Origin of the sequence: Flavobacterium sp. (assembly GCF_035760125.1) — a bacterium.
Lineage (GTDB): Bacteria > Bacteroidota > Bacteroidia > Flavobacteriales > Flavobacteriaceae > Flavobacterium.
The window spans coordinates 1-15,966 of record NZ_DASTTN010000499.1 but is presented as its reverse complement, the minus strand read 5'-3'; the positions used below and the strand labels follow the sequence as shown (position 1 = coordinate 15,966).

Below are 15,966 nucleotides of genomic sequence, written 5' to 3'. Positions count from 1 at the left end.
TGTTTTATTGGTAAAGTGCGTTTACCTGAATTTCTTCAACAAAAATTGCAACCAAAAGAAGGAACAATTATTCAAATAGACAAAAACGACCCTGTATATTCTTATGGAATGCAAAACGAATTGTCCGTTGAAGAACAATTGCTTTTTGCTTCCAGAAAATTACCTTATACTCCCAAAATGGGGAAAGTGATGGGAAAACATCAAGGTGCCCATTATTTTACGGTTGGCCAAAGAAAAGGATTGAATGTTGGTGGAACAACTGATCCTTTATTTGTCATTTCCACAGATGTGGAGACTAATACAATTTATACCGGTTTATCAAGTATGCATCCGGGATTGTTCAAAAAAGCTTTGTTTATTGAAAAATCAGAAGTCCATTGGATTCGTGAAGATTTGGCTTTGGCCAATGGCGAAACTATGGAAGTTATGGCACGCATCCGATACAGACAGCCTTTACAAAAAGCCGCTTTGCATCAATTTGAAGATGGTATGTATATTTCTTTTGAAGAACCACAATCTGCAATTACAGAAGGACAATTTGCAGCTTGGTATCTAAATGATGAGTTAATTGGTTCTGGAGTTATTTCATAAGCTAAATAATTAACTAGTTGCAAAACATGAAAAAAATACTATTTTTTATTTTGTTCTTTTCCTGTTTTGTTGGTTTTTCCCAAGAAGATGCTTGGGTATATTTTAATGTCAAAAATAATTCTCAAAGTTATTATGACAATCCTTTGTTGATGCTTTCGCAAAGAGCCATAGATCGAAGAACAAAACAAAATATTCCTTTAGATTCAAAAGATATTCCTATTGATGCTAGTTTTATTAGTCAAATAAAGGCAGTTTCAGGTATTACTGTTTTTACCAAATCCAAGTGGTTAAATGCTTTGCATATTCGAGGAACTCAAACAGATATTAATTCTTTGAAATCCTTTTCGTTTGTGGATAAAATTGATTTTGCCAATAGATCTCTCAATACGACTGGAAAAAAAGCTACTACAAACAAAATGAAAGCCGTTCATAAAGAATTGGAAAAGCTTGTGGATTTTGCTTATGGCAGCTCTGCAAATCAAATTCAAATGCTTCATGGTGATGTATTGCATCAACAAAATTATACAGGTTCAGGAAAAATAATTGCGGTTATGGATGCCGGTTTTCCTGGTGTCAATACTGCTCAATCATTCCAAAGGCTGCGGGACAATAATCAAATATTGGGAGGGTATGATTTTGTGAATAAAGATGTCAATTTTTACACTGGAGATTCACATGGAGCTATGGTTCTTTCTAGTATGGGAGGATTTAAAGATAATGCTCTTGTGGGAACTGCTCCAGATGCGTTTTACTATTTGTTTAGAACAGAAGATGCTGACTCTGAAAACCCTGTTGAGGAATCCTATTGGGTAGAAGCAGCAGAGAAAGCTGATAGTTTGGGAGTAGATGTTATTAATACTTCATTGGGTTATTTTGAATTTGATAATGCAGCATACAATCACACTTATAATGATATGGACGGTAAAACTGCCTTTATGACTCGCGGTGCCGAAATTGCTTTTTCTCGTGGAATGATAGTGGTGGCTTCCGCTGGGAATGAAGGGGCTACTGTAAATCCTCATATTGCAGTTCCAGCAGATGGTATTTCTGTACTCACTGTGGGAGCAGTAACAGCTACTAAGACAGTAACCAGTTTTAGTTCGGTGGGTCCTTCAATTGATGGAAGAGTAAAACCAGATGTTATGGCACAAGGACAATCAGTAGTTTTATCTGATTCCTCAGGTAATATTGTGACAGCTAACGGTACTTCTTTTTCAAGTCCAATTACGGCGGGAATGGTGGCTTGTTTGTGGCAAGCCTTTCCTAATAAAACCAATAAAGAAATTAAAGATTTAATTGTAAAATCAGCCGATAGATATACAGTTCCAGATAATCAATATGGGTACGGAATCCCAGATTTCAGTTTGGCATTGTCCAATGGATTAGGGCTTAATGATTATTCGATAAAAGATGTTTTTCTGTACCCCAATCCAACAAGTGATATAAGTACGGTTTCTTTTTATCAAAGTTTTGACACAGGCGTTCTGCGTATTTATTCTTTGCTAGGTCAGAAAATAAAAGAACAAATAATCACTAAATCTTCTCCAACTATTTCATTAAAAGCATTGCAGGCTGGAATCTATATTTATGAAATAGATTGTAATGGTAATGTGACTACTGGAAAATTAATCAAACAATAAAGCAATTTTTTTATATGAACAAAATTACAAGCCTTTTCAATATTAAATATCCTATTATTCAAGCAGGAATGATTTGGAACAGTGGTTATAAATTAGCAAGTGCAGTGAGTAATGCAGGAGGGTTGGGCTTGATAGGTGCCGGTTCTATGTATCCAGAAGTATTGAGAGAGCATATCCAAAAATGTAAAAAAGCAACAAACAAGCCATTTGGTGTCAATGTTCCTATGTTGTATCCAAATATTGAAGAAATAATGAAAATTATCGTTGACGAAGGGGTGAAAATTGTTTTTACATCGGCGGGAAATCCTAAAACTTGGACTCCATTTTTGAAAGAAAATGGAATAACAGTTGTCCATGTAGTGAGCAGTTCAGTTTTTGCTTTGAAGGCTCAAGATGCGGGAGTAGATGCTGTTGTAGCTGAGGGATTTGAAGCAGGTGGACACAATGGAAGGGAGGAAACAACAACCTTCACTTTGATTCCGATGGTAAAAGATAAAATTTCTATTCCGTTAATTGCTGCCGGAGGAATTGCTACAGGTCACGGAATGCTTGCTGCAATGATTCTTGGGGCAGACGGAGTCCAAATTGGGAGCAGATTTGCCGCTTCATTAGAGTCTTCTTCTCATGAAAATTTTAAGCGAACCATTATTGAAGTTCAAGAAGGAGGTACGCAGTTGACTCTGAAAGAATTGGCGCCAGTTCGTTTGATTAAAAATAAATTTTATCAAGACATACAGCAATTGTATGAAAAATGTCCTACTAAAGAAGAATTGGCCACTTTATTGGGGAGGGCAAGAGCCAAACGAGGTATGTTTGAAGGGGATTTGAATGAAGGTGAATTGGAAATTGGACAAATTGCAGGGCTGATAAAAGAAATATTGCCAGCAAAAGATATTGTAAATGATATGGTTGTCGAATTTGAGAAAGCAAAGTTGGAAGTAGTTTCATTTGGTTTTTAAAAGTGTTATATTTGTTTTCATACAAATTTTAAGATAATGAGTAAGTTAAAAACAGGTTTTCTATTACTGTTTCTTTTTTTTGGATTGAATCATGGATTTAGTCAAGCCTATAAATTCAAAACGACGGGTTTAAGTGTTTCTGTAAAAGAGGGAAATGGTAAATTTGGTGATTGGAGCGAATTAAAGCCAGTAAGTATAGTGGTTAATTTGGATACCAATAAAAATAGGATTGTGATTTATTCGGAAGCAATTCAGTTGTTTGAAATTATTGAATCTCTTCCTGCTGAAGAAAGCGCAACTGATCTTGTTTATCCATTTGTTTGTAAAGACAACAATGGAGAAGATTGTACCCTTTCGTTCATTACCAGAAAAAAGCAAGACAACAGGAAACAGTTGTATGTTAAATATGAAGACAGGGTATTAGCTTATAACATTGTCAATTTTGAATAAAAAAAGGATTGACTGTTTTTTTTTTAAGCCAATAAAATTTAAACTAACCATTACTTTCTAAGGTTTTTTTAATCCTGATTTGCATCGCATAATCATAAGGATCGAGAGGCGTAAATTGAATATTTTTGGGATTTACAAAAGATAAATAGGCTTTGATTTTTTCCTGAGTAAATCTTTGTGACCAAAACTGCTCTTTGGTGGCAGTAAAGCTATCGTTGGAATTCGTGATTATTTTCATTCCCATTTTTAGATAGGATTGCTCCTGTTTTTTTCGGGTGTTGTCATTGTCAATGTAGCAGGCACCAAGGATTATTTCTCCATTTGGATGCAACAAAGAATAGGCATTTGAAAAAATAGTCGTAAATTTTTCATTCTTGGATAAATCCAATCTTTTATGAGAATCGTTATACTCATTGAAAGGAAAATTATCGGGATAAAAATTGCCAGGAGTAAACCAAGTACAAATAATTAAATCGTATTTTTTTTGCAACTGGTATAAATTGACAGCATCGAGTAGGTGTACTTTTAGTTTGTCTTCAATATTCAGTTCTTTAGCTGTTGCTTGTGATAGTTTTATACATGCTTCGGCATTATCGGTACCTTCATAGTTTTCAATCATTTGCCACATTTCAGGTATGGCACTTAAGTGACGGGCTATTCTCGCGCTTCCTATCCCTATATCCAAAAGGGTAAGTGGACTTCCTTTTTTTAGATATATTTTGGAGATTGCTTTTTTGAGTTCCGTAAATTCGGCCCATTGGGCTTGTAATAAATCTTCTGAGAGATATTGGTCATCAAATGATTTTTGGACGGTATTTTCGTTGTCGTACATATTCATGATCAATAGTTTGGTACTCAAATTTAATATTATTTTTTGTTTTTTAGATTATGAAAATGAAAGTTCTTAATTTCTAAAAAAAGTTCTTCATGGCAGTGAGCGTGAGGGATAGAAATAAGCTACCGAAGTAGCATGGATAGCACGACAGCATTATGGAAAGAGGCCGAATACTCGCAAAGTAGTGTAGGCCTCTTTTCATAATGGGGTCACGCCCAGATGATTTTGATGATTTACTAATTTTTGATTATTAATGGGGTATTTTATTGGATTAGTTATTTTGATTTAGGCTTTTTTACAAGATAAAGTGTATTTTTGTTTACCATTAAAAATTTATTATGAGAAAAATTGTTTTGTTTTTAGTATGTGTTTTTTCTATTAGTAGTCAAGCACAACAGCGCCCTAAATTGGTTGTTGGAATCGTTGTAGATCAAATGAAAATGGAGTATTTGTATCGATATTCAGATGATTTTTCAGCTAAAGGTTTTAAAAGACTAATGGATAATGGATTTACTTTTTATAATATGAATTATAATTATGCGCCAACATTTACTGCTCCTGGGCATGCTTCTATCTACACGGGTACAACACCTGCTACGCATGGGATAATCGGAAATGATTGGTACATTCGTTCTGCTGGAAAAAATATGTATTGTACGGATGATGCCAGCGTTAAAACTCTTGTGGAGGGTACTGAAAAAGAAGGAGCAATGTCTCCAAAAAATCTTTTGAGTACTACAATTACTGATGAATTGAGAATGGCTACAAACTTTACAGGAAAAGTAATCGGTTTGAGTATTAAAGACCGTGGAGCTATTTTACCTGCTGGACATTTTGCGAATTGGGCATTTTGGTGTACTAAATCGGGAGTATTTATTTCAAGTAGCTTTTATGGTGAAAAAATGCCTGACTGGGTTACTCAATTCAACAGCGAAAAGAATTATATGAAATATATTGAAAAAGGGTGGAGTTTGTTGAAACCGATTGATACTTATAACGAAAGCTTGCCTGATAATAATCCATATGAAGGAAGGTTGGACAAAACTTTGCCTCCTATATTTCCTTATGATTTGAATAAAATTTATAAAGAATCTGGAATGGAAGTTTTAAAGACGACTCCATTTGGGAATGATTTTTTGGCTGAATTAGCGATGAGAGCAATTGATAAAGAAGAATTGGGAAAAGATAATATTACTGATTTCTTGACGGTAAGCTTTTCTTCAACCGATTATGTTGGACATACTTTTGGACCTAGATCAATGGAGGTTCAAGATACTTATTTGCGTTTAGATCTTACGATTTCAACATTTTTAGATTATTTGGATAAAACTGTCGGTAAGGATAATTACTTGGTTTTCTTGACTGCAGATCATGCTGTTGCCGAAAATCCGATTTATTTGAAAGATCATAAATACGATGTAACAAATATTTCTTCGAAAGAGATTTTTGCTTCGTTAAATAAATTTTCAACAGATACTTTTGGAGCTAATTTAGTATTGAGTTATTCTAATTTTAATGTTTTCTTAGATAGAGATGTTATTAAGCAAAAAGGATTGGAATTAGCTAAAGTGAAACAAAGTTTCAAAGACTTTTTAATGACTCAAGTTTATATTAAAAGAGTATATACTCAAGAAGATATTTTGGCGGGTTCTGCTCAAGATTATTATTTGAACTTTATTTTTAAAGGATACGATGTAAAGCAAAGTGGAGATCTTGTAGTTCTTGAAGGGGCGGGGTATTTGGAAAGCATTGAAACTGGAACCACACACGGAACTCCGAATAGTTATGATACCAATGTTCCTTTGCTTTTTTATGGATGGCAGGTTCCGAAAGGAGAATCAAATAAAAAGGAATACATAACAGAAATTGCTCCTACGCTTTCTAAAATGCTTAAAATTACTACTCCTAATGGTACAGAATCTGAAGTTTTAGAAGAATTGTTTATTAAAAAATAGACTTTTTTTTACAGTACTTAAAATCCCGTTCATCTTGATGAATGGGATTTTTTTTATCGTTTTTTTTATTATTAATGTTTTATTTTAAAAGAAACTGTTAAATTTGTATAGTTTTGTTTAATTAATATTTAATTATGAAGAAAATTATCAAAGGAATCTTATTATTACTTGTCATTGTGGTGATGACAATTTTATTGTATGTAAAACTGGCTTTGCCTAATGTAGGGAAGATTGAATATCTTAGTATTAAGCCAACTGCAAGCCGATTGGAACGCGGAAAGTATTTGGCCACCCATGTTTGTGTTTGTGTTGATTGTCATTCCACACGAAATTGGAATGAGTTTTCCGGACCAGTAATAAAAGGGACTTTGGGTAAAGGAGGAGAAGTTTTCGATCAAAGATTTGGCTTTCCAGGTAGTTTTTATTCTAAAAATATTACACCTTCCGGTATAGGTGATTGGACTGATGCAGAGGTTTTAAGGGCAATTTCCAGTGGTGTTTCTAAAAATGGTAAAGCATTGTTTCCAATAATGCCGCATCCTCATTTTGGACAAATGGATAGAGAAGATTTGGAGTCTATCATTGTTTATTTAAGAACACTGAAGCCTATAAAAAATATAGTTCCGGAATCTGAACCTGATTTTCCTATGAATTTTATAATTAACACTCTTCCGAAGAAACCTCATTTTTCTAAAAAGCCAAACGAAAGTGATGTAGTTGCTTATGGTGGTTATTTGTTTAATGCTGCTTCATGCTCGGTTTGTCATTCAAAACAGGAAAAAGGAGCGCCAATTGAAGGTATGGAATTGGCTGGTGGTTTTGAGTTTCCTATGGTGACCGGAGGTATTGCACGTTCGGCCAATATTACTCAAGATAAAGCTACTGGCATTGGTAAATGGACAGAGACTGATTTTGTTAAACGTTTTAAATTCTATACAGACAGTACTTATGTTTCCAATAAAATTTCAAAAGGTTTTTTTAATACTGTTATGCCTTGGACAATGTATGGTGGGATGAAAGAACAGGATTTAAAAGCAATTTACGCCTATTTAAAAACGATCAAGCCGATACACAATAGTGTTGAGAAGTTTACTAATCCTTAGGGATGTGTTTTAAAAAAAGAAACCCGTCTAGTCCTAAAAAGACGAGACGGGTTTTTTTGTATTAAACTGTTGCGGCTGCAGTTACGGGCAACGGAATTTGATTTTGAAGTAAGTCTTCAAATTTTTCGTGAGCTCGGATTAAATACCCTTGTCCATTCATCCATAAAACCTCTGCTGGTTTGTATCTTGAATTATAATTAGAAGACATTGAGAAGCAATAAGCTCCAGCATTGCGGAAAGATAAAATATCTCCTTCTTTAATTTCTGAAATTCTTCTGTTGGTTGCAAATGTATCTGTTTCACAAATGTATCCTACAACTGAATAAAATCGTTCTTTCCCTTTTGGATTAGAGATGTTTTCTATGAAATGTTGCGAACCATAAAGCATTGGTCGAATCAAGTGATTGAAACCACTGTCAATACCTGCAAATACAGTAGAAGTTGTTTGTTTAACCACGTTTACTTTAGCCAAAAAGAATCCAGCTTCACTTACTAAAAATTTACCTGGTTCGAAAATTAAAGTCAAATCTTTTCCGTACTCAACACAGAAAGCATTGAATCTTTTTGATAATTTTTTACCTAATTCATCTATGTCAGTAGCAATATCATCTTTTTTGTAAGGAACTTTGAAGCCACTTCCAAAATCTAAAAATTCTAAGTTTTTGAAGTTTTTGGCGGCATCAAATAAGATTTCTGCAGCATATAAAAATACTTCAATGTCTAATATGTCTGAACCTGTATGCATGTGAATACCTACAATGTTCATATTTGTATTCTCAACAATGCGAACTAAATGTGGCAATTGATGCACAGAAATACCAAATTTACTGTCGATATGTCCAACCGAAATATTAGCATTTCCACCCGCCATTACGTGTGGATTAATACGAATACAAACTGGAACGTGTGGATGTTTTGCTCCAAATTGCTCCAATATAGATAAGTTATCAATATTGATTTGAACTCCCAATGCATGTACTTCTTCAATTTCTTCTAAAGAAACGCCATTTGGAGTGTAAAATATTTTTTCTGGTGCATAACCAGCATGTAAACCTAACAGTACTTCTTGAATAGAAACAGTGTCCAGTCCAGATCCCATATCCCTCAATAATTGGAGAATAGCGACATTAGACAATGCTTTCATTGCATAGTTGATGCGTAAATTAGGAACTTTAGAAAAAGCCTTCGTTAATCGATTATACTGGGATTGTATTTTTTCGGCATCATACACATAAAGTGGACTTCCAAATTGTTCTGCTAAGTGTAGTAAATCGTTTGCTTGCATCTTGCTTATTATTTTTTTGACAAATTTATTATTCTTTGGTATTACGACCAAACAATTTGAGGTTATTTAACAAATTATAACAAATTGTTTAAATTGCAACAAATAGTTCTTGTTTGTGGTTTTTTTTAACTTTAGTTTAAAATCCTTGACTTGTTTTAAAAATTTATTGAGTGTGTCTTTGTGATGATAAAAAAATATTTCGTTAACAGTTACTTTGTTTAATAATTAAATTTTTAACGAAGTTTGAATTCTGGTCAGTTCAAAAAACAAATCCCTTGATAAAAATGATATCAAGGGATTTTAATTTTTTATTTCAAATATTATAAAGCTGGTAAATCACCATTTCCTTTTGTTGGCAAATTGGTGAAACCCATTAAATATAAATCAACTTCTCTAGCGGCTTCACGACCTTCAGAGATGGCCCATACAATTAGAGATTGACCTCTTCTCATATCACCAGCTGTGAAAATATGTGGCACATTAGTTCGATAGTTAGTTGCTTTATAATTAGTTCTAATGTCAACTTCTATTCCTAATTGCTCAGCTAATGTCTTTTCTGGACCTGTAAATCCAAGAGCTAAAAGAGCTAAATCACAAGGCCAAATTTTTTCGGAACCTTCTTTTTCAATTAGTTCGGGTCTTTGTCCTGGAGTTATTTTCCATTGTACTTCAACAGTTTTCAATCCAATCAATTCTCCTTTTTCGTTGGCAAGGAATTCTTTGGTATTGATCAACCAGTTTCTGTCGCAACCTTCTTCATGTGATGAAGATGTTTTTAATTGCAACGGCCAAAATGGCCATGGTGTGGTTTCACTTCTTCCTACTGGAGGTTTTGGCATAATTTCAAAATTAGTCACTGATTTTGCACCGTGTCTGTTTGAAGTTCCCACACAATCCGATCCTGTGTCTCCACCACCAATAACGATTACATCTTTTCCGGTTGCCAATACTTGATCTTCAATTTTTTCTCCGTACAATACTTTTGTTTGTTGAGTCAAGAAATCCATAGCTTGGACAACACCTTTGCTATCGGCACCTTTAGTAGGTAATCCTCTTTTCTCGGTAGCGCCACCACATAAAACGATAGAATCAAAAGCTTCTAATTCTTCAACACTAAAGTTAACCCCAACGTTTACATTTGTTTTGAAAACAATTCCTTCAGCTTCCAATACTTTTACACGTCTGTCGATAATTCCTTTTTCCAATTTGAAATTTGGAATTCCGTAACGTAATAAACCGCCTATTGCATTGTCTCTTTCAAAAACGGTGACAGTATGACCTGCACGATTAAGTTGTTGTGCTGCCGCTAATCCAGCAGGGCCAGATCCAACAACAGCAACAGTTTTTCCTGTTCTTTTTTCTGGTGTTTGTGGTTTAATCCAACCTTCGGCAAAACCTCTTTCGATTATATTTTTTTCAATATTTTCGATAGCAACAGGTTCGCTGATAATTCCTAATACGCATGATTTCTCACATGGAGCAGGGCATAAACGACCTGTAAATTCAGGGAAGTTATTTGTAGATTGTAAAATCTGCAATGCGCTTTCCCATTCTTCCTGGTGCACCATGTCATTAAAATCAGGAATTAAATTCCCTAATGGGCAACCACTATGACAAAAAGGGATTCCACAATCCATACATCTGGAACCTTGTTCTTTGATTTTTTCTTTTGATAATGGAATTGTAAACTCATTATAATTTGTAACTCTTTCTAGAACAGCAACGTTACTTTCGTCGGCTCTATTATATTCTTTAAATCCACCTATTTTCCCCATGACTATTGTGCTATTAATTCTTCAATTTGCTTTTCTTCTGCCAGTCTTTGTAATGCTTTTTTGTAATCTGTTGGCATTACTTTAATGAAATGTTTGCTTTCATTTTCCCAATCTCCTAAAAGGCGTTTTGCTAAAGGGCTATTGGTATACATCGAATGATTTTTGATTAAGCGTTTCAATTTAGCTAAATCTTCTTCTTCTAATGTTTCTAAGGCAACCATTTCCATATTGCACAATCCATCTTCAAATTTCTTTTTGGCATCATACACATAAGCAACACCACCGCTCATACCAGCTGCGAAGTTTCTACCTGTTTTTCCAAGAACAACTACTGTTCCTCCAGTCATGTATTCACAACCGTGGTCTCCAATTCCTTCAACAACAGCTGTCGCTCCAGAATTTCTAACAGCAAAACGTTCCCCGGCCATACCATTAATGTAGGCTTCTCCAGTAATTGCACCATAAAGAGCCACGTTACCAATGATAATGTTGTCTTCAGGCTTGAATGTAGCAGTAGGAGGGACTTTTATAATTAATTTTCCTCCAGAAAGTCCTTTTCCTAAATAGTCATTACAGTTTCCGTGAATTTTGAATGACAACCCATTAGTTGCAAACGCTCCAAAACTTTGTCCTGCAGAACCTGTAAAGTCAACAAGAATTGTATCTTCCGGTAATCCTTGAGCTCCGTATATTTTTGAAATCTCATTACTCAAAATTGCACCAACTGAACGGTCTGTGTTTTTGATGTCAAAAGTAACTCTGGTTCTTTCTTTTCTATAAATAGATGGAATAGCAGCTTTAATGATATCAAAGTCAAGCACGTTTTCTAATGCGTGGTCTTGAGTTGAAGTATTATGGTTTGGAACTGTTTTTGCTTTTTCTGGTTTATAAAGAATGGTAGATAAATCCAATCCATTTGCTTTATAATGTTTAATAGCTTTATTAACATTCAATTTTTGTGATTGTCCAACCATTTCTTTCAATGTTCTAAAACCAAGTTGAGCCATGATTTCTCTTAACTCTTCAGCAATAAAGTACATGAAGTTAATAACGTGTTCTGGTGTTCCTTTGAAATTTTTTCTCAATTCTGGATCTTGTGTTGCAATACCTACAGGGCAAGTATTCAAGTGACAAGCTCTCATCATGATACAACCAGAAGCAACAAGAGGAGCAGTTGCAAATCCAAATTCTTCAGCTCCAAGCAAGGCAGCAATAGCTACGTCACGACCTGTCTTCAATTGACCGTCACATTCTAAAACCACACGACTTCTTAAGTCATTCAAGATTAAAGTTTGTTGCGCTTCGGCAAGACCAAGTTCCCAAGGAATACCTGTGTGTTGTAATGATGTCAATGGTGCAGCACCAGTTCCTCCGTCATATCCTGAAATCAAGATAACATCAGCTTTAGCTTTAGCAACACCCGCTGCAATTGTTCCAACCCCAACTTCAGCAACCAACTTAACGTTTACTCTCGCTTCACGATTGGCATTTTTTAAATCAAATATCAATTGAGATAAATCTTCAATAGAATAAATATCATGATGTGGAGGAGGAGAAATAAGACCTACATAAGGAGTAGAGTTTCTTGTTTCGGCAATCCAAGGCACTACTTTTTCACCTGGTAATTGTCCACCTTCTCCAGGTTTTGCTCCTTGAGCCATTTTTATTTGAATCTCTTGAGCATTTGTCAAATAATTGATCGAAACTCCAAACCTTCCAGAAGCAACTTGCTTGATGGCACTGTTTTTAGAGTCTCCATTCATTTCTTTTTGGAAACGTGTTGCATTTTCTCCACCTTCACCTGAATTACTTTTTCCACCAATTCTGTTCATGGCAATCGCTAGATTCTCATGAGCTTCTTGGCTAATGGATCCGTAAGACATAGCACCTGTTTTGAATTTTTTCACAATTTCAGTCCATGGTTCTACTTCATCAATAGAAATTGGATCAAGATTGTTAAATTCGAACAAACCTCTTATGGTCATCAAGTTTTCACTTTGATCATTAACCATTTTGGAATATTCTTTATAGCTTTCTGGACTATTCAATCTAACAGCTTGTTGTAATTTTGAAATTGTAGTTGGATTGAACATGTGTTTTTCACCGTTTCTTCTCCATCTGTAAATACCTCCTATTTCTAATGGCAACAGGTTAGCAATTTCTGATTTTGGAAATGCATTTTGGTATCTTTTTTTAACTTCTTTTTCAATTTCCATTAGTCCAATACCTTCAATTCTAGAAGGAGTATAAGGGAAATATTTAGAAGTGAATGTTTTGTTTAAACCTAAAATTTCAAAAATCTGTGCAGCTCTATAAGAATGTAAAGTAGAGATACCAATTTTATTCATGATTTTTAGAATCCCTTTTGCAATCGCTTTATTAAAGTTTGTAATTGCATAATCAGCTTTTACGCCTGTAATAAATCCTTCGTTTACTTGGTTATGAATAATTTCATTTACCATATAAGGATTGATTGCACTAGCACCGTATCCAAATAATAAGGCAAAATGATGTGGTTCGCGTGGTTCAGCAGATTCGATTATAATACCAAATTTAGAACGAACTTTTAGAATGTTCAAAGAGTGGTGAATATAAGATGTCGCCAATAGCATTGGGATTGGTGCCAATTCTTTGCTTACGCCTCTATCTGAAAGAATAACAATATTGCATCCTTCAGAAACCGCTTTGAAAGTAGCTTGTACACATTTCTCTAAAGCACGCTCCATACCATTTACACCTTTTTCTATTTTATATAAAGTAGAAATGGTAACTGATTTGAAATCAGAATGGTCAATGCTTCTTATTTTGTCCAAATCCTCATTTGATATTACAGGATTTTGAATTTTAATTTTTTTACAGTGAACATCTGTAATGTCAAAGATGTTGTAATCTCCCCCAATTGCCAAACTAGTGTCAGTGATTATTTCTTCACGAATACCATCCAATGGAGGATTGGTTACTTGTGCAAATAATTGTTTGAAATAGTTGTACAATAATTGAGGTTGATCTGATAATACCGCAAGAGGAGTATCGTTACCCATAGAACTCAATGCTTCATTACCTTGAGCGCCCATTGGATTGATGATGGTTTTTAAATCCTCAATTGTGTAACCAAAAAGACGTTGTCTTGTTTCAAAATCTATTTTTTCAGTTGGAATTGGATTGTTCGTATAAGGAATTTTAGCCAATTGCAATAAATTTTTATCTAACCATTCTCTATAAGGACGTTTAGTAACTACTGAATGTTTGATTTCTTCGTCTTCAATAATACGACCTTCGTTCATGTCAACCAAGAACATTTTCCCTGGTTCCAATCTTCCGTGTTGTACTACATCTTCAGGTTTTATATCAAGAACACCAATTTCTGATGACATGATTACAAATCCGCTTTTGGTTAATGTATAACGAGAAGGGCGTAATCCATTTCTATCCAATAATGCTCCAATTACGTTTCCATCTGTAAATGGTATAGACGCAGGACCATCCCATGGCTCCATGATGCAAGCATTGTATTCGTAGAATGCTTTCTTTTCATCAGACATGGTTTTGTGTTTTTCCCATGCTTCAGGAACGACCATCATCATAACTTCTGGTAAAGAACGTCCAGTCATTAATAATAACTCAACAACCATATCCATAGAAGCTGAATCTGATTTTCCTTCTAAAATGATTGGGAATAATTTTTTTAGATCTTCTCCAAAAACATCACTTTTCATCAATTCTTCACGAGCACGCATTCTGCTTACGTTTCCTCTCAAAGTATTGATTTCTCCATTGTGACACATGTATCTGAATGGTTGCGCCAAATCCCAAGAAGGGAAAGTGTTTGTAGAGAAACGTTGGTGAACCAAAGCTAAACGGGTCACTAAGTCGCTATCTAATAAGTCAGTGTAGTATCTGCTGATGTCTTCCGGCATCAATAGACCTTTATATATAATAGTAGTAGTAGAACAACTTGAAAAGTAAAACATATGACTTTCCGAAGTTCTTGAACTGCGAATTGTATGTTCAGCAATTTTTCTGGCCAAGAATAATTTGGCGTTGAATTGTTGTTCTGTAATATCTAAACCGTTTTTACCAACAAATACTTGTTTAACGGTTGGTTCTTTTTCTGCGGCAATTTGTCCTAAATTAGAAACATCAACAGGAACATCTCTCCATCCTAATATAGATAGATTTTGATCTTTTATAGCGTCTTCAAAAGTGGTTTTGCAAAATGCCACTTGGTTTGGACTTTTAGGCATAAAAACCATTCCTACAGCATACTCTCTAACTTCTGGGATTTCAAAATCACAAACTTTCTTAAAGAATGCATGTGGGATATCAAATAAGATTCCAGCACCATCTCCAGTTCTTCCATCAGAGCTTACTGCTCCACGATGTTCTAACTTTATAAGGATATCTAGAGCTTTATGAATAATGTCATTAGACTTAATTCCGTTCAAATTACATATAAATCCTGCGCCACAGTTGTCGTGTTCAAATTCGGGTAAATAAAGGCCTTGTTCTTTAACTCTCATGCTTGATATTTTTTTTTACAAAATTAAAGATTTCATAACATATAACTAGTGAATACAGAGTTTTGGTTCTATTTTTGCTATAAAATTAAAAAAGGTATGAATATTTGATAATAATGCTGAATTTTCCTTTCTGAATTGACATATCTTCAAAAAATATTTTTTTAAATTTTAAAAACCCTTGATTTTTGTAATAAATATAGGATTATACTTTTTGTGGATAATTATTTTAACAAAAATGCTGAGAATTTTTAAATTTTTCCCACTATAACGTTTGAGATGAAAGATTGGCTGTTTTTTACTTTTATATGTTATTATAATTAAAAAAAATTTCAATTAAATTAAATTTTGCTATTTTTGTGCCACTTTTATTCTGAAATAGATTCAGAATCCAGACAAATTCTATATTATGAACATACACGAATATCAAGGAAAAGAAATTTTAGCTAGCTATGGAGTTCGCATTCAACGCGGAATTGTAGCCAATAGTCCAGTAGAAGCTGTAGCTGCTGCAAAACAATTAACTGCCGAAACAGGTACAAGTTGGTATGTTGTAAAAGCCCAAATACACGCAGGTGGTCGTGGAAAAGGTGGTGGAGTAAAGCTTGCCAAAGGAATTGACAAAGTAGAAGAAATTGCAAGCGAAATTATCGGAATGCAATTAATTACACCACAAACTTCAGCTGAAGGTAAAAAAGTACACAAAGTTTTAATCGCTGAGGATGTTTATTATCCAGGTGAAAGTGAAACTTCTGAGTTTTATGTTTCTGTTCTTTTGAATAGAGGTACAGGACGTAATATGATTATGTATTCTACTGAAGGTGGAATGGATATTGAAGAAGTGGCAGAACATACT

Annotated in this window: 11 protein-coding genes; 7 read left to right on the top strand and 4 right to left on the bottom strand. The window is 34.4% G+C overall.

The window, feature by feature from the left end:
- The 4 genes from VFS71_RS17835 to VFS71_RS17820 all read left to right on the top strand — a co-directional run.
- The coding region (locus tag VFS71_RS17835; protein ID WP_326402962.1) for a tRNA methyl transferase PRC-barrel domain-containing protein at window positions 1–591 on the top strand (591 nt) is incomplete at its 5' end.
- A gap of 26 nt (window positions 592–617) precedes the next feature.
- A complete protein-coding gene (locus VFS71_RS17830; protein ID WP_326402961.1) occupies window positions 618–2,231 on the top strand; it encodes a S8 family serine peptidase in 1,614 nt (537 codons plus the stop codon).
- A 14-nt stretch (window positions 2,232–2,245) separates the two neighbouring features.
- Complete coding sequence (locus VFS71_RS17825; RefSeq protein ID WP_326402960.1) at window positions 2,246–3,190, top strand: NAD(P)H-dependent flavin oxidoreductase; 945 nt, start codon at window positions 2,246–2,248, stop codon at window positions 3,188–3,190.
- A gap of 36 nt (window positions 3,191–3,226) precedes the next feature.
- Entirely contained in the window at window positions 3,227–3,640 is a 414-nt protein-coding gene (locus VFS71_RS17820; protein WP_326402959.1) for a hypothetical protein, read from the top strand.
- A gap of 43 nt (window positions 3,641–3,683) precedes the next feature.
- Here the strand turns inward: VFS71_RS17820 and VFS71_RS17815 are convergent, their stop codons facing one another.
- Entirely contained in the window at window positions 3,684–4,499 is an 816-nt protein-coding gene (locus VFS71_RS17815; protein WP_326402958.1) for a class I SAM-dependent methyltransferase, read from the bottom strand.
- Between the two features lie 314 nt (window positions 4,500–4,813).
- Between VFS71_RS17815 and pafA the strand changes: the two genes are divergently transcribed.
- A complete protein-coding gene (gene pafA / locus VFS71_RS17810) occupies window positions 4,814–6,430 on the top strand; it encodes an alkaline phosphatase PafA (protein WP_326402957.1) in 1,617 nt (538 codons plus the stop codon).
- Between the two features lie 134 nt (window positions 6,431–6,564).
- On the top strand, window positions 6,565–7,533 hold the full coding sequence (locus VFS71_RS17805) for a cytochrome c (RefSeq protein WP_326402956.1): 969 nt from the start codon (window positions 6,565–6,567) through the stop codon (window positions 7,531–7,533).
- A gap of 61 nt (window positions 7,534–7,594) precedes the next feature.
- Here the strand turns inward: VFS71_RS17805 and lysA are convergent, their stop codons facing one another.
- The 3 genes from lysA to gltB form a co-directional block, all read right to left on the bottom strand.
- Window positions 7,595–8,818: a diaminopimelate decarboxylase gene (lysA, locus tag VFS71_RS17800; protein WP_326402955.1), complete on the bottom strand. Its 1,224-nt coding sequence runs from the start codon at window positions 8,816–8,818 to the stop codon at window positions 7,595–7,597.
- A 320-nt stretch (window positions 8,819–9,138) separates the two neighbouring features.
- On the bottom strand, window positions 9,139–10,593 hold the full coding sequence (locus VFS71_RS17795; protein ID WP_326402954.1) for a glutamate synthase subunit beta: 1,455 nt from the start codon (window positions 10,591–10,593) through the stop codon (window positions 9,139–9,141).
- Window positions 10,594–10,595: 2 nt separating this feature from the next.
- Window positions 10,596–15,113, bottom strand: a complete 4,518-nt coding sequence (gene gltB / locus VFS71_RS17790; protein ID WP_326402953.1) for a glutamate synthase large subunit — start codon at window positions 15,111–15,113, stop codon at window positions 10,596–10,598.
- Window positions 15,114–15,519: 406 nt separating this feature from the next.
- Between gltB and VFS71_RS17785 the strand changes: the two genes are divergently transcribed.
- Window positions 15,520–15,966: ATP-grasp domain-containing protein (locus VFS71_RS17785; protein ID WP_326402952.1), on the top strand; the 447-nt coding region annotated here is incomplete at its 3' end.

Bases quoted from the DNA above. Each gene is read 5' to 3' on its own strand.
- VFS71_RS17830 (WP_326402961.1), top strand. From the start codon at position 618: ATGAAAAAAATACTATTTTTTATTTTGTTCTTTTCCTGTTTTGTTGGT.
- VFS71_RS17825 (WP_326402960.1), top strand. From the start codon at position 2,246: ATGAACAAAATTACAAGCCTTTTCAATATTAAATATCCTATTATTCAA.
- VFS71_RS17820 (WP_326402959.1), top strand. From the start codon at position 3,227: ATGAGTAAGTTAAAAACAGGTTTTCTATTACTGTTTCTTTTTTTTGGA.
- pafA (WP_326402957.1), top strand. From the start codon at position 4,814: ATGAGAAAAATTGTTTTGTTTTTAGTATGTGTTTTTTCTATTAGTAGT.
- VFS71_RS17805 (WP_326402956.1), top strand. From the start codon at position 6,565: ATGAAGAAAATTATCAAAGGAATCTTATTATTACTTGTCATTGTGGTG.
- lysA (WP_326402955.1), bottom strand. From the start codon at position 8,818: ATGCAAGCAAACGATTTACTACACTTAGCAGAACAATTTGGAAGTCCA.
- VFS71_RS17795 (WP_326402954.1), bottom strand. From the start codon at position 10,593: ATGGGGAAAATAGGTGGATTTAAAGAATATAATAGAGCCGACGAAAGT.
- gltB (WP_326402953.1), bottom strand. From the start codon at position 15,113: ATGAGAGTTAAAGAACAAGGCCTTTATTTACCCGAATTTGAACACGAC.